This window comes from Streptomyces sp. NPDC058664 (assembly GCF_042716635.1).
Lineage (GTDB): Bacteria > Actinomycetota > Actinomycetes > Streptomycetales > Streptomycetaceae > Streptomyces.
This window is the reverse complement of the sequence record NZ_JBHXRW010000001.1, coordinates 144995-168374: the sequence shown is the minus strand read 5'-3', so window position 1 is coordinate 168374 and position 23380 is coordinate 144995. Positions and strand designations below refer to the sequence as shown.

Annotated in this window: 19 protein-coding genes and 1 tRNA gene; 12 read left to right on the top strand and 8 right to left on the bottom strand. The window is 71.9% G+C overall.

What is annotated here, in order from left to right; genetic code table 11:
- The first annotated feature begins 51 nt into the window (after positions 1-51).
- The gene (locus tag ACFWUY_RS00795; RefSeq protein ID WP_384100463.1) at positions 52-432 is read left to right on the top strand and encodes a hypothetical protein; all 381 of its coding nucleotides are present in this window, start codon (positions 52-54) and stop codon (positions 430-432) included.
- On the opposite strand, the gene ACFWUY_RS00790 is transcribed toward ACFWUY_RS00795, so the two are convergent.
- From ACFWUY_RS00790 to ACFWUY_RS00780, 3 genes are all read right to left on the bottom strand, one after another.
- On the bottom strand, positions 410-1144 hold the full coding sequence (locus ACFWUY_RS00790; RefSeq protein ID WP_384100461.1) for an NADPH-dependent F420 reductase: 735 nt from the start codon (positions 1142-1144) through the stop codon (positions 410-412). The genes ACFWUY_RS00795 and ACFWUY_RS00790 overlap by 23 nt on opposite strands.
- 104 nt (positions 1145-1248) lie before the next feature.
- On the bottom strand, positions 1249-1845 hold the full coding sequence (locus tag ACFWUY_RS00785; protein ID WP_384100459.1) for a TetR/AcrR family transcriptional regulator: 597 nt from the start codon (positions 1843-1845) through the stop codon (positions 1249-1251).
- Positions 1846-1962: 117 nt separating this feature from the next.
- Positions 1963-3594, bottom strand: coding sequence for a beta-N-acetylhexosaminidase (locus ACFWUY_RS00780; protein ID WP_384100457.1), 1632 nt, complete (start codon positions 3592-3594; stop codon positions 1963-1965).
- 204 nt (positions 3595-3798) lie between these two features.
- Between ACFWUY_RS00780 and ACFWUY_RS00775 the strand changes: the two genes are divergently transcribed.
- The gene (locus ACFWUY_RS00775; RefSeq protein ID WP_384100455.1) at positions 3799-4074 is read left to right on the top strand and encodes a hypothetical protein; all 276 of its coding nucleotides are present in this window, start codon (positions 3799-3801) and stop codon (positions 4072-4074) included.
- A gap of 61 nt (positions 4075-4135) precedes the next feature.
- Entirely contained in the window at positions 4136-5953 is a 1818-nt protein-coding gene (gene glmS / locus ACFWUY_RS00770) for a glutamine--fructose-6-phosphate transaminase (isomerizing) (protein WP_384100453.1), read from the top strand.
- A 130-nt stretch (positions 5954-6083) separates the two neighbouring features.
- Here glmS and ACFWUY_RS00765 read toward each other — a convergent pair whose 3' ends face one another.
- Positions 6084-6647, bottom strand: coding sequence for a GPR1/FUN34/YaaH family transporter (locus ACFWUY_RS00765; protein ID WP_384100451.1), 564 nt, complete (start codon positions 6645-6647; stop codon positions 6084-6086).
- Between the two features lie 175 nt (positions 6648-6822).
- Positions 6823-7344 carry a universal stress protein gene (locus ACFWUY_RS00760; protein WP_073807719.1) on the bottom strand — a complete coding sequence of 174 codons (522 nt, stop codon included), beginning with the start codon at positions 7342-7344 and terminating at the stop codon, positions 6823-6825.
- Positions 7345-7698: 354 nt separating this feature from the next.
- Between ACFWUY_RS00760 and ACFWUY_RS00755 the strand changes: the two genes are divergently transcribed.
- The 4 genes from ACFWUY_RS00755 (at position 7699) to ACFWUY_RS00740 (ending at position 10649) form a co-directional block, all read left to right on the top strand.
- Positions 7699-8145 carry a hypothetical protein gene (locus ACFWUY_RS00755; protein ID WP_384100449.1) on the top strand — a complete coding sequence of 149 codons (447 nt, stop codon included), beginning with the start codon at positions 7699-7701 and terminating at the stop codon, positions 8143-8145.
- 378 nt (positions 8146-8523) lie between these two features.
- Positions 8524-9693: a helix-turn-helix domain-containing protein gene (locus ACFWUY_RS00750; protein ID WP_384100447.1), complete on the top strand. Its 1170-nt coding sequence runs from the start codon at positions 8524-8526 to the stop codon at positions 9691-9693.
- Between the two features lie 127 nt (positions 9694-9820).
- Positions 9821-10423, top strand: coding sequence for an oligoribonuclease (orn, locus tag ACFWUY_RS00745; protein WP_384100446.1), 603 nt, complete (start codon positions 9821-9823; stop codon positions 10421-10423).
- 153 nt (positions 10424-10576) lie between these two features.
- A tRNA-His gene (locus ACFWUY_RS00740) sits at positions 10577-10649 on the top strand.
- A gap of 59 nt (positions 10650-10708) precedes the next feature.
- Here the strand turns inward: ACFWUY_RS00740 and ACFWUY_RS00735 are convergent.
- A complete protein-coding gene (locus ACFWUY_RS00735; RefSeq protein WP_384100445.1) occupies positions 10709-12049 on the bottom strand; it encodes an endo-1,4-beta-xylanase in 1341 nt (446 codons plus the stop codon).
- On the bottom strand, positions 12034-14670 hold the full coding sequence (locus tag ACFWUY_RS00730) for a cellulose binding domain-containing protein (protein WP_384100444.1): 2637 nt from the start codon (positions 14668-14670) through the stop codon (positions 12034-12036). The genes ACFWUY_RS00735 and ACFWUY_RS00730 overlap by 16 nt, the downstream gene beginning before the upstream one ends.
- 167 nt (positions 14671-14837) lie before the next feature.
- Between ACFWUY_RS00730 and ACFWUY_RS00725 the strand changes: the two genes are divergently transcribed.
- The 5 genes from ACFWUY_RS00725 to ACFWUY_RS00705 all read left to right on the top strand — a co-directional run bounded on the left by ACFWUY_RS00725 (position 14838) and on the right by ACFWUY_RS00705 (position 21662).
- On the top strand, positions 14838-16205 hold the full coding sequence (locus tag ACFWUY_RS00725; RefSeq protein ID WP_384100443.1) for an ABC transporter substrate-binding protein: 1368 nt from the start codon (positions 14838-14840) through the stop codon (positions 16203-16205).
- Positions 16206-16211: 6 nt separating this feature from the next.
- Positions 16212-17225, top strand: a complete 1014-nt coding sequence (locus ACFWUY_RS00720) for a carbohydrate ABC transporter permease (RefSeq protein ID WP_384100441.1) — start codon at positions 16212-16214, stop codon at positions 17223-17225.
- A 60-nt stretch (positions 17226-17285) separates the two neighbouring features.
- A complete protein-coding gene (locus ACFWUY_RS00715) occupies positions 17286-18110 on the top strand; it encodes a carbohydrate ABC transporter permease (protein WP_384100439.1) in 825 nt (274 codons plus the stop codon).
- A gap of 127 nt (positions 18111-18237) precedes the next feature.
- Positions 18238-19920 (top strand): aspartate-alanine antiporter, encoded by a 1683-nt coding sequence (gene aspT / locus ACFWUY_RS00710; RefSeq protein ID WP_384100437.1) that lies wholly within the window; start codon positions 18238-18240, stop codon positions 19918-19920.
- 92 nt (positions 19921-20012) lie between these two features.
- The gene (locus ACFWUY_RS00705; RefSeq protein ID WP_384100818.1) at positions 20013-21662 is read left to right on the top strand and encodes a bifunctional aspartate transaminase/aspartate 4-decarboxylase; all 1650 of its coding nucleotides are present in this window, start codon (positions 20013-20015) and stop codon (positions 21660-21662) included.
- A gap of 88 nt (positions 21663-21750) precedes the next feature.
- Here the strand turns inward: ACFWUY_RS00705 and ACFWUY_RS00700 are convergent, their stop codons facing one another.
- Positions 21751-23280 (bottom strand): cellulose binding domain-containing protein, encoded by a 1530-nt coding sequence (locus tag ACFWUY_RS00700; protein ID WP_384100435.1) that lies wholly within the window; start codon positions 23278-23280, stop codon positions 21751-21753.
- Between the last annotated feature and the right edge of the window lie 100 nt (positions 23281-23380).

Here is a 23380-nt window from a genome sequence, read left to right as displayed (position 1 = left end):
TGGTCGGCGGAGAGCACGAGCACGGGGGGTACGGGGGTGATGAGGACACGGATGCTCGACCACTCCCCCTCGGTCGGCGCCCGCAGGTCCTCGGGCGAGGCGGCCCACTCGGCACCGGCGGCGGAGAACCTCCAGTTCCAGGTCCGCCTCCTCGCCGCCGACGCCCCGCTCGTGGCGCTCGCCGTGTCGGCCTTCGACGCCGTCACTCCTCTGCGTACGGCGTCGACGCGTGCCGAACTCGCCGATCGCGAGCAGGACCTGCTGGACGCCCTCGACGCCTTCGTCGTCGCGGCCACGCCTCACGTCCGCTGGGGAGCCAGGCGGCAGGGAGCGCAGGGGCCCTTGAGCGAGGGGTGTTCGCGGCGCGGCGGCACCGCCGCACAGGCCGTGCCGCGGGGCTCTGCGCGGGTCAGCGGTGGAGGGAGCGGTTGAGCTCCACCACCTCGTCCAGCGTCGGCATGGCGGTGAGCGTGGCGAAGCGGCTCATCTGGCGGTCCCGGTTACGGGGCGCCTCGTCGCGGTCGGCGGCGGCGAGGGCCGGCTCCAGGTCCGCGAGGCTCAGCTCGGTGCAATAGGCGGGCGTCATCGGCTGCTGGCGCCAGGAGTCGGCCAGTACGCCCGCGTCGTAGGGGTCGAAGCCGCTCTCGTCCACCAGGCGCATGCCGATCCGCCGCGCCTCGTCGGAGTCGGCGGCGACCGGCAGCGCGATGCGGCCCGGGGCTCCCGCCGGCATGCCCCTGGTCTGCAAGGTGCCCGCCAGGGCCGCGTTCCACGCCTTCACCACGGGCCGTCCCAGCTGCTCGGCCACCCACAGGCTCTCCGCCTGGCCGCCCGCCACCGCGTCGATGGGGCCGCCCAGGTGGGGGAAGTAGTTGGAGGTGTCGATGACCACGGTCTCGGTCGGCACGGAGGCGAAGAGCCCAGCCACATCCGGGATGCGCGCGAAGGGGACGGACAGGATGACGACGTCCTTGCCCAGAACGGCCTCCTCCGCGGTCACCGCGTGCGCCCCGAACTCCAGCACCGCGGCGTCCACGGTGTGCGGGCCCCGGGAATTCGCCACCTGGACGTCATGACCGCCGGCGCTGAACGTGCGCGCCAGCGATGTCCCGACCGGGCCTGTTCCGATGACAGCAAGTTTCATGATGTGTCCTCCTGGAGGGTGCGTCGCTCCTCGCGTGGAGGGGCGCGAGGGGCGACCGGGTCGGCAGGGCGCGGGCGCGCCCGCGGGGATCCCGGTCCGGTGGGCTACTCCGTGGCGCCGGGCCGGTGGTATCCGCTTTCGACGAGGTCGCGCAGGCGGCCGAGCGCCTCCTCGTCGGTGGCGCCGGTGCCCATCAGCCAGGCGATGGAACAAGCGGCGAGGAACAGGTCGAATCCCGTCACCGAGGGCCGCGCGCGCCCCGCGCGCTGGGCGGCCTTCACGTACTCGTCCGTCGTGGCGACGAGGATGTCGCAGGGCAGGGTCAGGGGATTGTCCGGCTCCTGCGCCTTGGCCGCGGCCATGAGCGGTTCCGGCAGCCCGCTGAAGGCGCTGAAGTACTGCTCCATCGCCCGCAGCCACTGCCGCAGCCCCTCGGCCGCGTCACCGACCCGGGCGATCTCCGCCCGGCGGGCGAGCAGCTCGTCCGACCGCGTTTGCAGCACCGCCGCCAGCAGCGCCTCCCGGGTCGGGAAGTGCCGGTACAGCGTCGCGGGCCCGACCCCGGCCTCCTTGGCGACCGCTTCCAGCGATGTGCCCACCCCGTACCGCAGGAAATGGCGCTGGGCCGCTTCCAGGAGGGCGGTCCGGTTGCGCATGACATCCGCACGCGGCTTGCGCCCGTGCCGGTCGTCGACACCCATGCGCACTCCCGTTCGCCGCGGCCCAGAAAAACGAATGCTGCCTCCGTTTTGATGTCAGCGTAAAACGGAGGCAGCATCCGGTCAATTCGGCCACGCCCCGGGTCCGCGGTTGGACGACTACCTCGCCGGCCAGGGCACCTGCGGCGAGCGGTAGTAGTCGATGCCCAGCGCGTCGAAGCGCGGGGCCTGTTCCGCGAGCCGGACCTTGTACGTGTCCCAGTCGTGTGTCTCCGCCGGGGACCAGCCCAGTTCGGCCACGCCCGGCAGGCGCGGGAAGACCATGACGTCGAGGTCGTCCGTGGTGGCGAGGGTCTCCGTCCACAGCGGCGCCTCGACGCCCCGGACGGCGCTCTGCGGGGCTCCCGGCAGATAGGTGGCCGGGTTCCAGTCGTACGAGTCCCGCACCTCGACGTGTCCGGCCCAGGCGAGGCCCAGGGGGGTGTCCTCGGTGTACTTCATGTCGAGGTAGGTGCGGTCGGCCGGGGAGAGGATGAGGCCGGTGCCGTTGCGCGCGGCCTCGGCGACCCGTTCCTTCTCGGCGGCGGGGGTGCGGTCGAGGCCCCAGTACTGGACGAGGGCGCCCTTCGCGGGGGTGGTGCCGGTCAGCTGGTGCCAGCCGACGACCTTCTTGCCGTACTTCGCGACGACCGGCTGCACGCGGTCCATGAAGGCCACGTAGTCGGCGTGGCTGGTGGAGTGCGCCTCGTCGCCGCCGATGTGGAGGTAGCGGCCGGGGGTGAGGGCGGCGATCTCCCGGATGACGTCGTCGACGAAGTCGTACGTGATCTCCTTCGGCACGCACAGGGAGCTGAGGCCGACCTTGATGCCGGTGTAGAGGGGCGGCGCGATGCCGTCGCAGTTGAGTTCGGCGTAGGAGGAGAGGGCCGCGAAGGTGTGGCCCGGCATGTCGATCTCGGGGATGACCTCCTGGTAGCGGGAGGCGGCGTACCGGACGATCTCCTGGTACTGGGCCTTGGTGTAGAAGCCGCCGGGGCCGCCGCCGACCCCGGTGGAGCCGCCGTGGCTGGTGAGCCGGGGCCAGGAGTCGACGGCGATGCGCCAGCCCTGGTCGTCGGTGAGGTGCAGATGGAGGGTGTTGATCTTGTAGAGGGCGAGCTGGTCGATGTACCGCTTCACCTCGTCGACGGTGAAGAAGTGGCGGGCGACGTCGAGCATGGCGCCCCGGTAGGCGTAGCGCGGGGCGTCGGTGATCGTGCCGCCGGCGATCTTCCAGGGGCCGGGCTGGACGGAGTCCCGCTCGACGGCGGAGGGCAGCTGCTGGCGCAGGGTCTGGACGCCGCGGAAGAGGCCGGCGGGTTCGCGGGCGGTGAGGGTGAGGCCGTCGGGCGCGGAGCGGAGCCGGTAGCCCTCCTCGCCGAGTTCGGTGGCGTCGGGGCTGAGCCGGAGCAGGATGCCGCCACGGGCGGCGGCCTCGTCGACGACGGGCAGCGGGAAGCCGGTGGCGGGGCGGAGCAGTCCGGCGAGGTAGCGGCCGATGGCCTTGGTCTCGCGGGAGGTCTCGTCCACGCCGATGCGGGTGGCGGGGGTGAGGGCGTACGGCTCGCCCTCGGGGGCGATGGTGGCGGGCACGGGCACGATGCGGCCGAGGGGGCGGACCTCGGGTTCGGCGGCGGCCGCCTTTCCGTCGCCCCTTCCGGTGTCGGCGGCGCTCTCGCCGCAGCCCACTCCGGCGGTCGCGACGAGGAGCAGGGTTCCGATCAGGCGAGGAATCCTTCGGCTCTGTCTCACAGGCATGGTCCCCTTCGGGTGATCAGTACGTCCGTCGTCCTGTCGTTACGTATATCCGGTCGGCGCCCTCCGTGTGCGTCAGCGCCCCCGCCACGGGTCAAGGTCTGGACCAAGAGCCATGATCATCGCGCTGATCATGCCCACCCTGCCCGATTCCGGGCAGGATTCTTGCGAAAGTGCGCGACTACCCCTCAATATTCACGGGTGCTCGAACGCCGCCCGTCCCACGACGACCTCGTCGACCATCTGGTCCGCAGCACCGCGCTCCAGCGCGGTGAGGCCGCCCGGGTGGTGCTCGACGTGCTGGCGTACTTCGACGAGACGACCGAGGATTTCGTCCGCCGCCGCCACCGCGAACTGCAGTCCGGCGGAGCGGTGAACGCCGAGATCTTCGAACGGATCGCCGCCGAGCTGCCACACCGGGCCGTGGCACCGCCGGAGCTCTCGCTCCGGCAGCTGCGCCGCATCGTCTACGGCTGAGTCACGGGCCGGAGCAGCGGGCCGAGCAGCATCATCGTCAACCTGGAGGGGTTTCACCTTTATGTGCGGAATTGTCGGTTACATCGGAAAGCGCGACGTCGCGCCGCTGCTGCTCGAAGGCCTGGCACGCCTGGAGTACCGGGGTTACGACTCCGCCGGCATGGTCGTCACCAGCCCGAAGGCCTCCGGCCTGAAGATGGTCAAGGCGAAGGGCCGGGTCCGCGACCTGGAAGCCCGCGTCCCCAAGCGCTTCACCGGCACCACCGGCATCGCCCACACCCGCTGGGCCACCCACGGCGCGCCGAGCGACGTCAACTCGCACCCGCACCTGGACCCCGAGAACAAGGTCGCCGTCGTCCACAACGGCATCGTCGACAACGCCCAGGAGCTCCGCGCCAAGCTGGAGGCCGACGGCGTCGTCTTCGCCTCCGAGACGGACACCGAGGTCATCACCCACCTCATCGCCCGCTCCCAGGCCACCACGCTCGAGGAGAAGGTCCGCGAGGCGCTCAAGGTCATCGAGGGCACCTACGGCATCGCCGTGATGCACGCCGACTTCAACGACCGCATCGTCGTCGCCCGCAACGGCTCCCCGGTCATCCTCGGCATCGGCGAGAAGGAGATGCTCGTCGCCTCCGACGTCGCCGCCCTGATCGCCCACACCCGCCAGGTCGTCACCCTCGACGACGGCGAGATGGCCACCCTCAAGGCCGACGACTTCCGCACGTACACCACCTCCGGCGCCACCACCACCGCCACCCCGGAGACCGTCGAGTGGGAGGCCGCCTCCTACGACATGGGCGGCCACGACACCTTCATGCACAAGGAGATCTCCGAGCAGCCCGACGCGGTCGACCGCGTGCTGCGCGGCCGGATCGACGACCGCTTCTCCACCGTGCACCTCGGCGGCCTGAACCTCGACGCCCGCGAGGCCCGCACCATCCGCCGCATCAAGATCCTCGGCTGCGGCACCTCGTACCACGCCGGCCTCATCGGCGCCGGGCTCATCGAGTCCCTGGCCCGCATCCCCGCCGACGCCGAGCCGGCCTCGGAGTTCCGCTACCGCAACCCGGTCGTGGACCCCGACACCCTCTACATCGCCGTCTCGCAGTCCGGTGAGACCTACGACGTGCTCGCCGCCGTCCAGGAGCTCAAGCGCAAGGGCGCCCGCGTCCTCGGCGTGGTCAACGTGGTCGGCTCCGCCATCGCCCGCGAGGCCGACGGCGGCGTGTACGTCCACGCGGGCCCCGAGGTCTGCGTCGTCTCCACCAAGTGCTTCACCAACACGGTCACCGCCTTCGCGCTGCTCGCCCTGCACCTGGGCCGCATCCGCGACCTGTCCGTCACCGACGGCAAGCGGATCATCGAGGGCCTGCGCAAGCTGCCCGCGCAGATCAGCGAGATCCTCGAGACCGAGGACGAGATCAAGAAGATCGCCGCGGAGTACGCGGGCGCCCAGTCGATGATGTTCATCGGCCGTGTGCGCGGCTACCCGGTCGCCCTCGAGGCCTCCCTGAAGCTCAAGGAGATCTCCTACATCCACGCCGAGGCGTACCCGGCCTCCGAGCTGAAGCACGGCCCGCTCGCCCTCATCGAGCCGGCCCTGCCGACGGTCGCGATCGTCCCCGACGACGACCTCCTGGAGAAGAACCGCGCCGCCCTGGAGGAGATCAAGGCCCGCAGCGGCCGCATCCTCGCGGTCGCGCACCAGCCGCAGGCGAAGGCCGACCACACCATCGTCGTGCCGAAGAACGAGGACGAGCTGGACCCGATCCTGATGGGCATCCCGCTGCAGCTCCTCGCCTACCACACGGCGCTCGCCATGGGCCGCGACATCGACAAGCCGCGCAACCTGGCCAAGTCCGTCACGGTCGAGTAGCAGCGACCTCGGGGCCTGTCCCCCCGAGCCGCTCCGCCGGGCCTGTCCCCCGGCGGATCGACCGGACACGAGAGCGGTCCCCGTGCACACCCAGGTGCACGGGGACCGCTCTTCCTTCACCGCTGTGCGGTCAGCTCGCCGTGGCCGCGCCGCGGTTCGCCCTGCCCAGGGCCGTCGGCCAGCCGGCGACGGCCGCCGTGGCGCCGTACCAGGCGACGAGGCCCGCGACCGCCGCCACCCAGCCGCCCGCCTTCGCGAGCCCGCCGTTGTCGGCGAGCGCCCCGATGCCGAGCAGCAGGAGCGCGACGAACAGCAGCCCGTACACCCCCTGCCCGAACAGTCCGCTGCCCGAGGCGGCCAGCGTCAGCGTGAGCGCCAGGAGCGCCCACAGGAGCAGGAAGACGCCGACGGCGTCGGCCGAGGCGCCGCCGCCGACCGCGGTCCCCCAGGTGAACCAGAAGGCGCCGAGCGCCGCGTACGCCGTGCCCTCCCCCTTGTCGCCCGCGCGGAGGGCGAGCAGGCCGACGAGGAAGAGCGTCACCCCGCCGACCCAGGTGGCGAGGCCCGCGGCATCCGTTGCCGCGACGTTGTCGATGACACCGGTGCCGCCCAGGCCGAAGGCCAGCAGGGTCAGTCCGAGTGCGAGGTGGCCGAGAGTGGAAGCGGTGTTTCCCGCGGCGACGTCTTTGTCCACGGCGGGCTCCCTTCAGGTGCGCAGGTGTCCTGCGTGAGCTGCTGTGTTCCGTGGCTTTTATGTACCCTTCACAAGCGCACAATTCACCTGAGGAAGGCCGAATTTATGGCCGAATCAAGGAAGTTGGGGATCGGTGCCGCGGGGCGGGGCTCCCGCGAGGGCCCTGCGAAGGCCTCTACGGGATGACGATCACGGGCCGCTGGGCGCGGCGGGCGAGGCGTCCGGCCACCGAGCCGAAGATCCGCCCGACGATCCCGTGCGTGGAGCCGACCACGATCGCGTCGGCCGAGTACTCGCGGCCGACCTCCTCCAGCTCGTGGCAGATGTCCCCGCCGCGCTCGACCAGGATCCAGGGCACCTCGGAGAGGTGCTCGGCGCAGGCGAGCTCGAGACCGAGGACCTCGGTGCGGTGGTCGGGCACGTCGACGAAGACGGGCGGCTCACAGCCGGCCCACACCGTGGTGGGCAGCCGGTTGGCCACGTGCACGATGATCAGGCCCGATCCGGAGCGGCGGGCCATGCCGATGGCGTACGCGAGGGCGCGCTCACTGGACGTGGAGCCGTCGAAGCCGACGACCACCCCGTGCCGGAAGGCCGGGTCGCAGGCGTGACGGGGCTGTTCGACCGCGAGGGGGTCGACCGTGGAGTCGGCGACGCGCTTGCGGTCCGCGGGTTCGGAGAATTCGTGACCGGCCATCGGTGTCTCGGCGAAGAGGGTCCTCGTGGGAAGGGACGGGGAACGGAGAGGAGCGGAGGGGACGGAACAAGGGTGGCGGCGGAGCTGTGTGTCCGGGAATCATCTTCCCAACCCCATACCCCCAAGGGTACGGCGACACTCCTCTCCTGCCCAGAGCCCGCCGTGCCACTCCCGGCGTGCCCGCCGTTCGCGCACGGCGTTCCAGGGAGCATGCCCGAGCGGCTCGCGATCTGGCAATGCCGGTTGTGTCCTACAGGCGTCCGTACGGGGGCCAAACGGACGTCGCCCAGAGTGACCGGAACGTTCCGTTCCTCGTTGCCACAGGTCCAGCCCACCGTCGCAGGGAGACCGCCCGTGCCCGCACCACCGACCGCCGCCGGCCAGACCCCCACCGTGTCCGTCCCCGTGCTCGCCGCGCCCCGCGGCCACCGTCGGGCCCCCGTCCTCTCCTCCCCCTCCCCGGCCGCCGCGGCGGACCGGGATCCGGGAGCGGCACCGGGGGCGCCGGGGCCGGCGACGGGGGCGGCGGACCAGGCCGGTGACGTCGTCCGCTGGGCGGTCTTCTGCTGCGTGCTGGTCCCGGTGGTCCTGGTCGTCTACGGCACCTCGCTCGGCGGGGCCACCGGGGCCGCGCTGGGGCTCCTCTCGGTGACGGCCGTCTGCCGGGTGCTGCTGCGCCGCTCGGAGCGCGGGCTGCGCGACGAGGGCGTCCGGGGCGACAGCGTCTCCGGCGGGCGGCGCGGCGGGGGCGAAACCGGGTCGAATCGGAGCTCCCGGCGGACCGGCCCCTCTTCGAGTTGACAGGTTCGCACACCCGAACCCATATGTTTTCAGCCAACTTCCATCTGTCGGCGAGTCCTTGGCGGAACGATTGCCCAACCCCGACGCCGACACCCGAGAATGCCCTGCCCCAAGGGCCCGCACCCCCCGCGTACGGGGACGTTCGCCGTACCGCCCCTTCCCCCGGCGGCCGCCGGACGGAAGACTTCGCGATCGATCGCTTCGCGCCAAGTGGCCTTGTCGACAATCCACCGGATGGAGAACTTGTCACGCCGGCGCCACGGGACACAGTAGATTCGATCATGGGTACCGAAGACTGGGGTCTCGTGCAAAACCGAGGGGAAACGTGCAGGAGCGACACGACCAGGGAGACGCGAACACCGAGGGGGGCTTAGCGTCATGAGCCAGGACTCCGCCGCACCGGAGGCCGCACGGAAACTGACCGGGCGCCGCCGTCGCGAAGTCGTCGCGGTGCTGCTGTTCAGTGGCGGCCCCATCTTCGAGAGCTCCATCCCGCTCTCCGTGTTCGGCATCGACCGGCAGGACGCCGGGGTGCCCCGGTACCGGCTGCTCGTCTGCTCGGGCGAGGACGGACCGCTGCGGACCACCGGTGGACTCGAACTGACCGCGCCGTACGGCCTGGAGGCCATCGGCCGCGCGGGCACCGTCGTCGTCCCGGCCTGGCGGTCGATCACCTCGCCGCCGCCGCCGGAGGCGCTCGAAGCGCTGCGCCGGGCCCATGAGGAGGGCGCCAGGATCGTCGGTCTGTGCACCGGCGCCTTCGTCCTCGCCGCGGCCGGGTTGCTCGACGGCCGACCGGCGACCACGCACTGGATGTACGCGCCGACGCTCGCCAAGCGCTACCCGTCGGTCCATGTGGACCCCCGGGAGCTCTTCGTCGACGACGGGGACGTGCTGACCTCCGCCGGCACCGCGGCCGGAATCGATCTGTGTCTGCACATCGTGCGGACCGACCACGGCACGGAGGCCGCGGGCGCCCTGGCGCGCCGGCTGGTCGTCCCGCCGCGGCGCAGCGGCGGTCAGGAGCGCTACCTCGACAGGTCTTTACCGGAGGAGATCGGCGCCGACCCGCTGGCCGAGGTCGTCGCCTGGGCGCTGGAGCACCTCCACGAGCAGTTCGACGTGGAGACCCTGGCCGCCCGCGCGTACATGTCACGGCGGACCTTCGACCGCCGGTTCCGCTCGCTGACCGGTTCGGCCCCCCTCCAGTGGCTGATCACCCAGCGGGTGCTGCAGGCACAGCGGCTGCTCGAGACCTCCGACTACTCGGTCGACGAGGTGGCGGGCAGGTGCGGCTTCCGCTCGCCGGTGGCGCTGCGCGGCCACTTCCGGCGGCAGCTCGGCTCCTCGCCGGCCGCCTACCGGGCGGCGTACCGCGCGCGGCGTCCGCAGGGCGAGGCCGGCACGACGGTGCTCGACGTGGTCGTGCCCGCCCAGGTCCCGGCGGGCATCCGGCGTCCGGCGTCCCCGCTGGAGCCGGGCAAGCCGCAGTCCGACGCCTACGCCCCCGGGCGCGCGACGCTGCCGGGCCAGCGCAGCGCGCCGTAGCACCGACCCGCGCGGCCACGAGCGGCGCGCCGCAGGACCGACGGGCGCCCGGGGAGACCTCCCCCGGGCGCCCGTCGGCCTGACCGGCGAGACACGCCGACACGCCCTACGCCCTAAGGTAGGACGCATGAACGATCGCATGGTGTGGATCGACTGCGAGATGACCGGGCTCTCGTTGACGGACGACGCACTCATCGAGGTGGCCGCACTGGTCACCGACTCGGAACTGAACGTGCTCGGCGACGGGGTGGACATCGTGATCCGCCCGCCGGACGCGGCCCTGGAGACCATGCCGGAGATCGTGCGCCAGATGCACACGGCCTCGGGACTGCTCGACGCGCTGCCCGGCGGCACCACGCTCGCCGACGCCGAGGCCCAGGTCCTCGCGTACGTCCGCGAGCACGTCAAGGAACCCGGCAAGGCGCCCCTGTGCGGGAACTCGGTCTCCACGGACCGCGGCTTCCTCGCCCGGGACATGCCGGCCCTGGAGGGCCACCTGCACTACCGGATCGTCGATGTCTCCTCGGTCAAGGAACTGGCCCGCCGCTGGTACCCGAGGGCGTACTTCAACAGTCCGGAGAAGAACGGCAACCACCGGGCGCTCGCCGACATCCGCGAATCCATCGCGGAGCTGCGCTACTACCGGGAGGCGGTCTTCGTCCCGCAGCCCGGCCCCGACTCGGAGACCGCGAAGCAGATCGCGGCCCGTCACGTCCTGCCCGCGGAATGACCGGGGAATGATCGCGGAGTGACCGCGGAATGACCGCCCGCTCGCGCCCTCGAAAGCCCCTTCGGAAAACGCGGGCGCGAGCACCCTCCGGGACCCTGTAGACTTCTTCTCGGCCGGTCAGGGAAACCTTCGGGAAAACCGACGCCGGTCATGGTGGGTATAGCTCAGCTGGCAGAGCACCTGGTTGTGGTCCAGGATGTCGCGGGTTCAAGTCCCGTTACTCACCCTGAAGACTCAGGCCCCGGTTCGGAAGAACCGGGGCCTGAGTCGTTTCTCCGTTCCCTGCTACGCGCAGGTGAGGGCCGTCGGGGGCGGGTTGGAGCCCGTCCAGGTGCCGTTGAAGCCGAAGGCGGTCGAGCCGCCGGGCGGGACCGTCGCGTTGTACGAGAGGTGCGAGGCCGTCACCTCGGGGCCGGTCTGGGTCACCGTCGCGTTCCAGGCCTGGGTGACCCGCTGGCCGGCGGGCTGGGTCCAGCGGACGGTCCAGCCGTTCAGCGGGGCCGTACCCGTGTTCCGCAGGGTGACCTGGGCGGTGAAGCCCCCCGTCCACTGGCTGGTGACCGCGTAGGTGACGGAGCACACACCGGGGGCGGGCGGGGTCACCGGGGCGAGCGCCCCGGCGATCCCGGCGTACGCGGGCTTCGGGTTCAGGTTCTCGTCGTACGGGGTCGCCGCGCCCTCGCCGGGGAAGAAGTCCGGGATCCAGGAGTCGGAGTCCGTGAAGCCCCAGACGGTGACGCCCGCGCAGCGGGTGACGGCCAGGCAGGCGCGGAGGACGGAGGCGTAGTCGGCCTTCTGCCGGTCGAGTTTCCCGGCCGTCGCGGGCAGGGTCATCCGGATGTCGAGTTCGGTGATCGCCACGTCCACGCCGAGGTCGGCGAAGCGGCGCAGGTTGGCCTCCATGGAGGCGGGGACCTGGCCGAGGATCAGGTGCGCCTGGAAGCCGACGCCGTCGATCGGGACGCCCTGCGCGAGGAGCCGTTTCACCAGGGCGTACATGCCGTCGCTCTTCGCGCCGACGCCGTCGGTGGAGTAGTCGTTGATGTACAGCTTCGCGGCCGGGTCGGCGGCGCGGGCGGCGCGGAAGGCGTCGGCGATGTACGACTCGCCGAGGGTGGCACCGAAGACCGACCGGCGCAGGGTGCCGTCCTCGTCGAGGGGTTCGTTGACGACGTCCCAGTGGTCGATCCGGCCCTTGTAGCGGCTCACCTCGGTGGTGACGTGGTCGGTCATGACGGTGCGCAGGGTGTCGGCGGTCCAGGTGCCGTTGTTCACCCAGGACGGCAGCTGGCTGTGCCAGACGAGGGTGTGGCCGCGCACCTGCTGGCCGTGGGCCTCGGCGAAGGCGACGACCCGGTCCGCTCCGGCCCAGTCGAACTGCCCCCGGGTGGGCTCGACGGCGTCCCACTTCATCTCGTTGCCGGGGGTGATCGAGTCGAACTGGGCGGCGGCCGTGTCCGCGTACGCTCCGGTGAGCTTCCCGCCGGTGACGGCGGTGCCGAGGTGGACGCCCCGGGCCCCGGCGAGGTCCCGCAGCGGGGCGTCGGCGGAGGAGGAGGCGCTCGCGGGTGTGGTGGTCAGGGCGGCGGCCAGGAGCGCCGCCGCGGCGATCAGGCGACGGAGCACGTCGCACCTCCGAGGGTGAAGGAGGCGGGTACGGGGTTGGTGCCGGTCCAGCTGCCGGTGAAGCCGAAGGAGGCGGAGGCCCCGGCGGCCACGGCGCCGTTCCAGCCGACGTTCCTGGCGGTGACGGCGGTGCCGGTCTGCGCCGGGGTGGCGTTCCACATCTGGCCGATCCGCTGCCCCGCCGGGTAGTCCCAGCCGAGCTGCCAGCCGGTCCAGGCGGTGGTGGAGGTGTTGGTCAGGGTGACGTCGGCCTGGAAGCCGCCCTGCCACTGGTTGGTCACCTTGTACGCGACCTTGCAGGCGCCGGAGGGTGTGCCGGGGTCGCCGCCGTTGTCGCCGCCGCCGGTCTCGGCCGTGTCGCCGTAGATGATGCCGCGGCCGTTGGTGGAGACGTACACCCGGCCGTAGACCCGGGGGTCGCCGGTGATGGCGCCGCCGGTCCAGCCCCACTGGTGGGCGTCGTCGTTGATCCGGACCCAGCTCGCGCCCGCGTCGGTGGAGCGGAAGATCCCGCGTACGCCGCCGATCTTCGCGCTCGTGTAGAGGGTGGGGTACGAGGCCCCCGGGGCGGCCTTGCCGAAGCCGATGGTGTCGGCCTGCTCGACGCCGGCGACCCGGGCGAAGGTGGCGCCGCCGTCGGTGGAGTGCCAGAGGCCGTACGTCGAGTCGGGGGCTCCGCCCGCGAACCAGATGTCGCCCTTCTTGCCGGGGACGGCCTTGAAGCGGACGTTGCCCTTGGCGGGGAGGCCGGTGGCCCTGGCGGTGAAGGTCGCGCCGCCGTCCGTGCTGGCGTAGAAGGTGCCGGCCGCGAAGCCGTAGAAGGTGAGCGGGTCGACGCGGTCGGACTCGACGGTCGCGCCGGCCGGGATGCCGGTGGCGGCCGTCCAGGCGCCCCCGGTGCCGGTGTGGACCCCGGCGCCTTCGGGGCTCCAGACGAAGCGGGTGCCGGCGGCGCCCGCCGCGACCGTGCCGCCGCCTGTGACGCCCGGGGGCTCCTGTCCCGCGGTCCAGTGGGCGCCGTTGTCGGTGGAGAAGGCGACGCGCGGGCCGCCGTCGAGGTGCCCGGCGCGTACGACGGTGTCGGGCTTCGTCTCGGCGAAGTCGACGCTGGTGGTGGAGGTGAAGTCGGGGCCGGTGAACATCATCGACGGGACCTTGGTGAGGTCCGTGTGCCGGAAGCCTCCGACGTCGCCGAGGGCGCTGATCAGCGGGGCCCCGGAGGGCGGCGAGGCCAGGTCGAGGACGGCGGTCTCCTCGAGACCCTGGACCATCGGCCTGATGGTGAAGTTCGTCCCGGTGTCCCACTTGGTGAGCTCGGTGGTGCCGTAGATCGTGGCGCCGGTGCCGTACATCATGCGGTTCGAGTCGAAGGGGTCGATCTCCAGGGCCTCGGTCATCCAGCCGAGCTTCGGGGTCTGCTCGGGCGGGGCGGGGTTGCCTCCCCAGGTCAGCCACGGCGAGGAGGAGACGTCCATCGTGTAGCGGTTGGCGCGGGTCGGGTACGAGCTGTAGTCCCAGGCCCTGGTCCACGTACCGCCGCTGTCGGTGGAGCGGAAGATCTGGGTGTCCGGCCACCAGGAGCTGTAGGCGGAGACCATGACCGTGCCGGGCCTCTGCCGGTCGACGGTGAGGCCGCTGAAACCGTGGAAGGTGTCGGCCTCGGCGACGGGGCTGATGTCCGTCCACGCGCCGGTGGCGGTGGCGTACCGCCAGACCCGGCCCTTGCCGCCGTCGTAGGGGCCCGCCGTGTCGCTGTACGCGAGGTAGAGGTAGCCGTTCTCGGCGTCGAGGACGCCCTTGTGGGCGAGGTACCCGGTGGGCTGGCCGGGCAGCCGGGTCCAGGTGGCGCCCGCGTCGGTCGAGCGGTAGACGGCGTTCTCCTTGTCGCCCACGCCGACGTAGATCGTGCTCGTGGCGCTGCCCGCGGTGCCGGTGGACTCGTCGAAGGTGACCCAGACGATGCCCTGCTCGTCGGAGTTGTAGCCGCTGGTGTCGGTGGGGTCCTGCTGGTGATTGCCGGGGTTGGTGAAGGAGGTGACCTTCGACCAGGTGGCGCCGGAGTCGGTGGAGCGCCAGAGGCCGTTGCCGCTGGGGGCGCCGAGGTAGAGGACGCTGTTCTTGTGCGGGTCGATCGCGAGGCGTTCGCCCATGCCCCGGCCGGGCATGTTGCCGCCGAGCTTGAAGGGGAGGTCGGCGCGCCGCCAGGTGGCGCCCCGGTCGGCGGAGCGGAGGACGGCGCCGTTGCCCGGGTCCCAGTCGTTGGTGTAGGTGCCGACGGCGGCGTAGACGCGGTCCGGGTCGACGGAGTCGGTGGCGAGGCCGACGACCCCGGTGTGGCCCCAGTCGTCCCAGCCGATGTGGTCGAGGAGCGGGGTCCAGGTGGAGGCGGCCTGGTTCCAGCGGTAGGCGCCGCCGATGTCGGTGCGGGCGTAGACGAGGTTCTTCTCGCTCCGGTTGAAGACGATGCCGGGGACGAAGCCGCCGCCGTCGATCCGGGCGTTCTTCCAGGTGTAGGAGGGTGCCGCCGCCGGGGCGGGATCGGCGGCGGTGGCCGGCGCCGCTCCTGCGAGGAGGCCGGCGGTCAGGGCGAGCCCCGCCAGGAGGTGCCGTGTTCTGCGCATGGGGGTCCTGTCGACGAGGGGGTGGGAGCGCTCCCACTATTGGGTGACTGTCAGAACACGGTCAAGGTCCGTGAACCGTCGAAGACGTTCGACGGCGCTCGGCCGTACGGGTGGCGGGGCCGGGCGGGTCCCCTCCCCCGGGCGGCCCGCGCACTACGGTCGGGATCATGAGGTGGAGGAGGACGCGGCCCGGCGCCGCCGTGCGCGGGCCCCTCGTACGCACCCCCGCCGTCACCCTCGCCCTCGTCCTTCTCCTGGGGGCCGCGCTCTGTGCCGGGTGCGCCACCGATCCGCCGGAACCGTCCCCCGTGCCCGCCCGCGAGCGCGTCGACGGCGCCGGGCGGCCGATCACCCTGACCGTCGGCGTCTTCGGCGAGTTCGGCTACCAGGAGGCCGGGCTCTACGACACGTACATGCGGCTCCGCCCGGACGTCGCCGTCCGGCAGACCTCGCTCGCCCGCAACGACGTCTACTACCCGCAGCTGCTCACCCACCTCACCGCCGGCTCCGGCCTCGCCGACGTCCAGGCCGTCGAGGTCGGCAACATCGCCGAGGTCGTCGCCACCCAGGCCGGACGGCTCGACGACCTCGGCTCCGCGCCCGGCGTCGACGAGAAGGCCTTCCTGCCGTGGAAGTGGGCCCAGGCCACCACCCCCGACGGCCGGACCCTCGGGCTCGGCACGGACATCGGTCCGCTGGCCCTCTGCTACCGCAAGGACCACTTCGCGGCGGCCGGGCTGCCCACCGACCGGGAGACCGTCGGACGGCTGTGGGCCGGGGACTGGCGGAAGTACGAGGAGGTCGGACGGCACTTCGCCGAACGGGCCCCCGAGGGCGTGGCGTTCACCGACTCCGCCTCCGGGGTGCTCGCCGCGGCCGTCTCCGGCGCTCCGCTGCGCTCCTACGACGCGCGCGGCGAGCTCGTGGTGGGGAGCAACCCGTACGTACGGGCCGCCTGGGACCTCGCCGCCGACTTCGCCCGGCAGGGACTGACCGCCGGGCTCCAGCAGTTCACGCCCGACTGGGACCAGGCGTTCGCCCGCGGGGACTTCGCCACGATCGCCTGCCCGGCCTGGATGCTCGCCTACATCCAGGACAAGTCGGGACCGGCCGCGCGCGGCCGGTGGGACGTGACGGTGGCGCCCCGGCCCGGCAACTGGGGCGGCTCCTTCCTCGTCGTGCCGTCCGCCGGGCGGCAGCGGGCCGAGGCCGCCCGGCTCGCGGCCTGGCTGACCGCGCCCGAGCAGCAGGCCCGGCTGTTCGCCCGGCGCGGCGCCTTCCCGAGCGCCTCCGCCGCGTACCGGCTGCCGGAGGTGGCGGACGCCCGGCACCCCTACTTCGGGGACGCGCCGACCGGCCCGCTCTACGCGGCGGCGGCGCGGGGGGTGCCGCCGGCCCCGGTCGGGCCGAAGGACGGGCTCGTCAACCAGATCCTCTCCGACACCGGGATGCTCCAGGTCGACCAGACCGGGCGGTCGTCCGAATCGGCCTGGCGGGCGGCGATGAAGGCGATCGACAACGCGCTGGACCGGTGAGCGCGCGTGACCGAGACGAAGGACCCCGTGGATCCGTTCCTGCCGCCCTCCGGCGCGCCCGTCCCGCCACCCGCCGCCGCGCCCCCGCGGACGGAACCGGGCCCGGAGCGGCGGCGGGAACGTCTCGGCCGGCTGCGGTCGCGCTCCGCGCCGTACGCGCTCGTCGCCCCGTTCTTCCTGCTGTTCGGGGCGTTCGGGCTCTTCCCGCTGGTCGCCACCGCCTGGACCTCGCTGTTCCGGGTGGAGCTGACCTCGCCGGAGGCCCGGGAGTGGGTGGGGCTCCACAACTACGCCCGGCTGCTGCACGACGAGTTCTTCTGGAACGCCCTGTCCAACACCGTCGCCATCGGTGTCCTCGCCACCGTCCCGCAGCTGCTTCTCGCCCTCGGCGTGGCGCACCTGCTCGACGTACGGCTGCGCGGACGCCTCGCCTTCCGGGTGGTGGCCCTCGCCCCGTACGCGACCTCGGTGGCGGCGGCGACGCTCGTCTTCGCGCTGCTCTTCGGCCGGGACCAGGGGATGGTCAACTGGGCGCTCGGGCTTGTCGGGATCGCCTCGGTGGACTGGCAGAACGGCCCGTGGGCGTCCAAGGTCGCCGTCTCGTCGATCGTGATCTGGCGCTGGACCGGCTACAACGCGCTCATCTACCTGGCGGCGATGCAGACGGTCCCGCGCGAGCTGTACGAGGCGGCGGCGCTCGACGGGGCCTCGCGGTGGCGGCAGTTCCTGCACGTGACGCTGCCGGGGCTGCGGCCCGCGCTGCTCTTCACGGTGCTCGTGTCGACGATCGGCGCGACCCAGCTGTTCGGCGAGCCGCTGCTGTTCAACAGCGGGGCGGGCGCCTCGGGCGGGGCGGACCACCAGTACCAGACGCTGGGGCTCTACCTGTACGAGCAGGGCTGGGTGAACCTGCACCTCGGGCGGGCGGCGGCAATCGCCTGGGCGATGCTGCTGATCCTGGTGGTGGTGTTCGGGGCGGCGCGGCTGCTGCGGTCGGTGCTGCGCGGGAGGGGCGCCTGATGCGGGCGGTGTCCCTGTGGCACAGGAGGGCGGTCTGATGCGGGTACGGAGGGCGGCCTGATGCGGACGGCGCGGGCGGGCTGGGGCACGTACACGCTGCTCGGTCTCTTCTCGGTGGTCTCCCTCTTCCCCCTGGTGTGGACGGCGGTGGCGGCCTCGCGGACGAGTACCCGGCTCGCGTCGGCGCCGCCGCCGTTCCGGTTCGGCCGGAACCTGCCGCGGAACCTGGGGATCGCCTGGGCGGAGGGCGGGCTCGGCGAGGCGCTCGCCAACACCACGCTGGTCGCGGGCGCGGTGGCGGCGGGCACGGTCCTCTTCTCGACGCTCGCCGGGTTCGCCTTCGCCCGGCTGCGCTTCCGGTTCCGGGGCGCGCTGCTGCTGCTCGTGGGCGCGACGATGCTGATCCCGCCCCAGCTGGGCGTCGTCCCGCTCTATCTGCTCGTCGCGCGGCTGCGGTGGACGGACGATCTGCAGGCGGTGGTCCTGCCCGCGCTCGTCTCGGCCTTCGGGGTGTTCTTCATGCGCCAGCACCTGCTGCGGGCGCTGCCCGCGGAGCTCCTGGAGGCGGCGCGGGTCGACGGGGCGGGGACGCTACGGGTGGTGTGGCACCTGGTGTTCCCGGCGGCGCGGCCGGCGATGGCGGTGCTCGGGATGCTGTCGTTCGTGGCGGCGTGGAACGACTTCTTCTGGCCGGTGCTCGTGCTGACGCAGACCGGGAACCCGACGGTGCAGGTGGCGCTCACGGGGCTGGGGCGGGGGCATGTGCCGGACACGTCGGTGGTGATGGCGGGGGCGCTGCTCGGGACGCTGCCGCTCCTCGTCGTGCTCGCGCTGTTCGGGCGGCACATCGTGGGCGGGGTGATGCGGGGCGCGGTGAAGGGCTGAGCCCCCGAGCGCTTTCTCGCTCACTCGTTCGGGGGAAAGGATGATCCACTTCCCCTTCCCTCCCTGCTAGCGTCCCCTCATGTCCAATATCCTCATATATGACCCTTCTTGGGTGCGGTGAGGGCGGATGGGGATCCTGCGTGATCATCCCGAACTCGCCCTCTTCCTGTGCCTCGCGGCCGGCTACCTCGTCGGCAAACTCCGGGTCGGCCCCATCACGCTCGGCGGCATCTGCGGCACCCTCATCGTCTCGCTGCTCGTCGGCGCCTGGACGAAGGTCACCATCTCCGACGACGTGAAGACGATCTTCTTCGCGCTCTTCATCTTCTCGCTCGGCTACATGGCGGGACCCCAGTTCTTCGCCAACCTCAACAGGAAGAGCCTGCGCTTCTTCACCCTCTGCCTCATCGAGGTCGTCAGCGTCGTCGGCATCGCCCTCGGCCTCGCCGAGGCGTTCGACCTCGACGTCGGCACCGCCGCCGGCATCCTCGCCGGCGCCGCCACCGAGTCGGCGGTCGTCGGTACGGCCACCGAGGCCATCGGCAAGCTCTCCGGCCTGACGCAGGAACAGATCACCCAGTACCAGGGGCACGTGGCCACCGCGTACACGGTCTGCTACCTCTTCGGCCTCATCACCATCGTCATCTACACCAGCCAGATCATGCCGATGATGCTGCGGATCAACCTCCGCGACGCCTCCCGCCAGCTGTGGGAGAAGACGCGCGGCTCCGGCGGCACCCTGGAGGACGACGAGCGCGAGGCACTCCCGGGCATGGTCGGCCGGACCTTCCTGGTCACCCACGCCGACGGCGCCAGGGTCGGCGACCTGGAGCGCTCGCTCGGCGGCCGGGTCACCGTCGAGGCGGTGAAGCGGGGCAGCAAGGTCCTCACCCCTCCCCCGCCCGGCTTCGAGCTGACGCTCTCCGACCTGGTGCTCACCGTCGGCCGGCGGGCCAACATCATCGAGGCCGGGCGGGTCATCGGCCCCGAGACCCCGGCCGTCCCCGGCCTCGACACCCCGCTCGCCACCACCCAGATCTCGCTGACCGACAAGGGCGCCGTCGGCAAGACCCTGGACACCCTGTCCAGGGAGCACCCGGAGTTCTCCTCCGGCGGGGTGTACGTGACGGACGTGCTGCGCAACGAGCAGCACCTGCCGGCGACCCCGGAGACCGTGGTGAGCCGGGGCGACGTCCTCACCCTGGTCGGCGCCCGCTCGGGCCTCGGCAAGCTGGCGTCCAAGGTCGGCGCGGTCGTGAAGAACGACTCCACGGACTTCATCTACCTGGGGTTCGGCATCGTCGCCGGTTCGCGCCTCGGGCAGGTCGTGGTGAAGTTCGGCGACGTCCCGATGTCGCTCGGCACGGGCGGCGGCTGTCTGATCTCCGGACTGCTCTTCGGCTGGTTCCGCTCCCGTACGCAGACCTTCGGCGCCTTCCCCCCGCAGGCCGCCTCCACCCTCAAGGACATGGGCCTGGCGATCTTCATCGCCTGCACGGGCCTGGTGTCGGGCCCGCAGGCCTGGCCGCTGCTCAAGGAGTACGGGGCGCTGCTGCCGTTCGCGGGGATCGCGATGGTCCTGGTGCCCGCGACGATCTCGCTGGTCGTCGGCACCAAGCTGCTGAAGATCGAGAAACCGCTGCTCATCGGCGCCATCGCGGGCCAGCAGTGCTCGACCCCGGCGATCACCTCGATCACCCAGGTGGCCCAGAGCTCGGTCCCGATGCTGGGTTACACGATCACGTACACGCTCTCGAACTTCCTGCTCCCGCTGACCGGCCCGCTCCTCGTCGGCATCCTCGGGGCGTGAGGACACACGACCTGATGATCGACTTCCTCCACCGGAACGTCTTCCAGTCCCACCCCGAGCTGCTCGGCTTCCTCAACCACCAAGGACGCCCCGTGCCCAAGACCACCTTCACCCGTGAGCAGATCCAGTCCTTCGCGCAGCTCTCGCCGTTCGAGCTGAAGGACAAGTTCATCCAGATCGCGCAGGCCGCGCAGGCCGACAAGCCCGGTCAGAAGGACAAGTCGCAGACCCAGATGCTCAACGCGGGCCGCGGCAACCCGAACTGGGTGGCCACCGGACCCCGCGAGGCGTTCCACGCGCTCGGCTACTTCGCGCTGTCGGAGTCCCGCCGGGTCTGGACCGCCGACAACCTCGGCGGCATGCCCGAACTCCCCGGCTCGGGGGCCCGCTTCGACACCTTCGTACGCCGGCACCCCGACCTGCCGGGGATCGAACTGCTCCAGGACTGCGTGGAGTACGCGGTCGAGCGCTTCGGCTTCGACAAGGACGCCTTCGTGCACGAGCTGACCGACAGCTCGATCGGCGACAACTACCCCGTACCGGACCGGATCCTGACCCACACCGAGCAGATCGTGCGCGGCTACGTCCACGACGAGATGTTCGACAAGCGGCCGCCGGCCGGGAACCTGTCGCTCTTCGCGACCGAGGGCGGCACGGCCGCCATGTGCTACATCTTCGACTCCCTGATGAAGAACGGGATCCTGAGGAAGGGCGACCGGATCGCCCTGATGGTGCCGGTCTTCACCCCGTACATCGAGATCCCCGAGCTCGACACGTACGAGTTCGACGTCGTCACCGTCAACGCGAGCCTCTTCACGGAGACCGGCGTGCGCGAGTGGCGCTACCCGGCCGAGGAGGTCGAGAAGCTGGCCGACCCGTCGGTCAAGCTGGTCTGCGTCGTCAACCCGTCCAACCCGCCGTCACTCGCGATGAGCGAGCGGGTGACGAACCAGATCAAGGACATCGTCGCCGGCCCCAACCCGAACCTGCTGATCGTCACGGACGACGTGTACGGCACCTTCGTCGAGGGCTTCCGCTCGCTCGCCGCCGACCTCCCGCGCAACACGCTCCTCGTGTACTCGTACTCCAAGCACTACGGCTGCACCGGCCACCGGCTCGGCGTCATCGGCCTCCACGACGACAACGTCATCGACGAGATGCTCGCGAACCTGCCGCGGGCCGAGAAGGACCGCCTCGACAAGCGGTACGGCACGCTGAGCCTGGAGCCGGAGAGGATCCGGTTCATCGACCGGCTCGTGGCCGACTCCCGGCAGGTCGCCCTCAACCACACGGCCGGGCTCTCGCTCCCCCAGCAGGTCATGATGGCGCTGTTCTCCCTCTTCGACATGCTGGAGGAGGGCCAGGCGTACAAGCACAGGATCCGGGCCGTCGTGCGGCAGCGCCTGGACCTGCTCCTCGAAGGCGCCCGGATGAAGATCGCCGACGACCCGAAGCGGGCCGGGTACTACATCGAGCTCGACCTGATCGCGGAGGCCGAGCGGGTGCACGGGAAGGGCTTCGCGGACTTCCTGGAGAAGAACTACGAACCGGTCGACCCGCTGTTCCGCCTCGCCGAGCAGACCGGCGTCGTCCTCCTCAACGGCGGCGGCTTCGACGGCCCCGAGTGGTCGGTCCGGGTGTCGCTCGCCAACCTGGACGACCTGGACTACCTGAAGATCGGCCACCACCTGCGGGCGATCTTCAACGACTACGCGGAGGAGTGGAAGGCCTCGAAGGCCTGACGGGCGGTACGGGAAGGGGTGCGCGCCCCGGTCGGCGGTGGGGTGGTTCCGACCGGGGCGCGCGGTGTGGGGGGCTCGGGGGCCATGCCTACTTGTAGGCGGCGAAGGCCTTCGTGAAGGCCAGGGGCTGCTGGAGGATCGAGGAGCAGGTGGCGTCGGCGTGGTTCACGGCGCCGGCGGCGCACTGCTTGTCCCGGGTCGAGGACCACATCGAGAGCCAGCCGATGCCCTTCGACCTCGCGAAGTCGACGAGCTGGGTGGCGTCGTCGACCTTGAAGATCTCGCTGGTCACGTCGTTCACGCCGATCATCGGAGTGACGGCGACGGCCTTCCAGGCGGCCGCGTCGGAGAGCCCGAGGACGCCCTTGATCTGCGCCTGGGTCGCGGTCGCGGCCTGGGTCGCGTACGTGCCCATGTCGGCGCTGTACGCCGGGCCGTAGTCCATCGCCATGATGTTGACGGCGTCGACGCGGACCCCGTTCCGCTTCGCGTCGGCGAGCAGGTCGACGCCCGGCTGGGTCAGGCCCTCGGGCATGACGGGCAGGGTGAAGGAGACGTCCAGGCCGGGGTGTGACTTCTGGAGCTGCGCGATGGCCTGCGAGCGGCGGGTGTTGGCGGCGGTGTCCGGCAGGGCCGCGCCCTCGACGTCGAAGTCGACCTTGGTCAGCCTGTACTGGTCGATGACCTTGCCGTACGCGGCGGCGAGCGCCGTGGCCGACGAGCAGTTCAGGGCCAGCTCGTGCCCGGCGGCGCCGCCGAAGGAGACCCGGACGTCACCGCCCTTGGCGCGCAGGGCGCCTATCTGGGCGGCCACCTTGTCGTCTCCGAGGCCGGTGACCCCTCCCCACAGCGGGGCGCAGGAGCCGCCGGAGGTGATGAAGGCGAGGTTGAACTCCTTCACGCCGGTGGCGTCGGCGGTCGCGAGCAGGTCGTACGCCGGGTAGAGCGAGGTGTCGACGTAGGGGGCGTACTTCGCGGCGGAGGAGGGGGCGCCGGTCGCGGTGGGCGTCGGGGTGGGTGCCGTGGTCGTCGGGGTGGGTGCCGGTGCCGTGGTCGTCGCGGTGGCGGTCGGCTTCGGTCCTGTGGTGGCCGTGGCGGTCGGCCGCGGGGTCGCGGTCGCCGACGGGGAGGCGGTCGCGGTGGGCTGCTCGGTGGGGCGGCCGCTGGGCGTGGGGGCGGTGCCTCCGGCGGAGCAGGCGGCCTTGTCGATGAGGCAGCCGGTGGGGTCACCGGCCTGTCCCGCGGCGGAGGTGACGAAGCCGACGGTGACCGACTGGCCCGGGGCCAGCTGCTTGTTCCAGCTCGCGGGCTTCACGGTGACGTGCCGCCCGGAGACGGTGTGCTCGCCGTTCCACAGGGACCCGATGGTCGTGCCGGCCGGGAGGTCGAACTCCAGGGTCCAGTCGGACCGGGCGGTGGAGGTCTCGTTGGTGACGACGTACTGGCCGGTGTAGCCGCCGGTCCAGGAGCTGGTCCTGGTGTACGCGGCGCCGACGGCGGCGGCCTGGGCCGTACCGGTGAACGCGAAGACGGCGCCGCCGACGACCGCCGCGGCGACGACCGCGCCGACGGCCTTGCTCCTGGTGCTCGCCCTGCGCCGGTGCGAACTGGTGCCCATCGCGTGCCTGCCTCTGCGTGCTGGGGGGTGGGGAGGGGGTGCGGCAGCACGCTAGCGACTGGAGAACGGACAAATCCCCATGAGCCGGCCCGGGCGAGGA

Bases quoted from the DNA above. Each gene is read 5' to 3' on its own strand.
- ACFWUY_RS00795 (WP_384100463.1), top strand. From the start codon at position 52: ATGCTCGACCACTCCCCCTCGGTCGGCGCCCGCAGGTCCTCGGGCGAG.
- ACFWUY_RS00790 (WP_384100461.1), bottom strand. From the start codon at position 1,144: ATGAAACTTGCTGTCATCGGAACAGGCCCGGTCGGGACATCGCTGGCG.
- ACFWUY_RS00785 (WP_384100459.1), bottom strand. From the start codon at position 1,845: ATGGGTGTCGACGACCGGCACGGGCGCAAGCCGCGTGCGGATGTCATG.
- glmS (WP_384100453.1), top strand. From the start codon at position 4,136: ATGTGCGGAATTGTCGGTTACATCGGAAAGCGCGACGTCGCGCCGCTG.
- ACFWUY_RS00760 (WP_073807719.1), bottom strand. From the start codon at position 7,344: ATGGCCGGTCACGAATTCTCCGAACCCGCGGACCGCAAGCGCGTCGCC.
- ACFWUY_RS00750 (WP_384100447.1), top strand. From the start codon at position 8,524: ATGAGCCAGGACTCCGCCGCACCGGAGGCCGCACGGAAACTGACCGGG.
- orn (WP_384100446.1), top strand. From the start codon at position 9,821: ATGAACGATCGCATGGTGTGGATCGACTGCGAGATGACCGGGCTCTCG.
- ACFWUY_RS00730 (WP_384100444.1), bottom strand. From the start codon at position 14,670: ATGCGCAGAACACGGCACCTCCTGGCGGGGCTCGCCCTGACCGCCGGC.
- ACFWUY_RS00725 (WP_384100443.1), top strand. From the start codon at position 14,838: ATGAGGTGGAGGAGGACGCGGCCCGGCGCCGCCGTGCGCGGGCCCCTC.
- ACFWUY_RS00715 (WP_384100439.1), top strand. From the start codon at position 17,286: ATGCGGACGGCGCGGGCGGGCTGGGGCACGTACACGCTGCTCGGTCTC.
- aspT (WP_384100437.1), top strand. From the start codon at position 18,238: ATGGGGATCCTGCGTGATCATCCCGAACTCGCCCTCTTCCTGTGCCTC.
- ACFWUY_RS00700 (WP_384100435.1), bottom strand. From the start codon at position 23,280: ATGGGCACCAGTTCGCACCGGCGCAGGGCGAGCACCAGGAGCAAGGCC.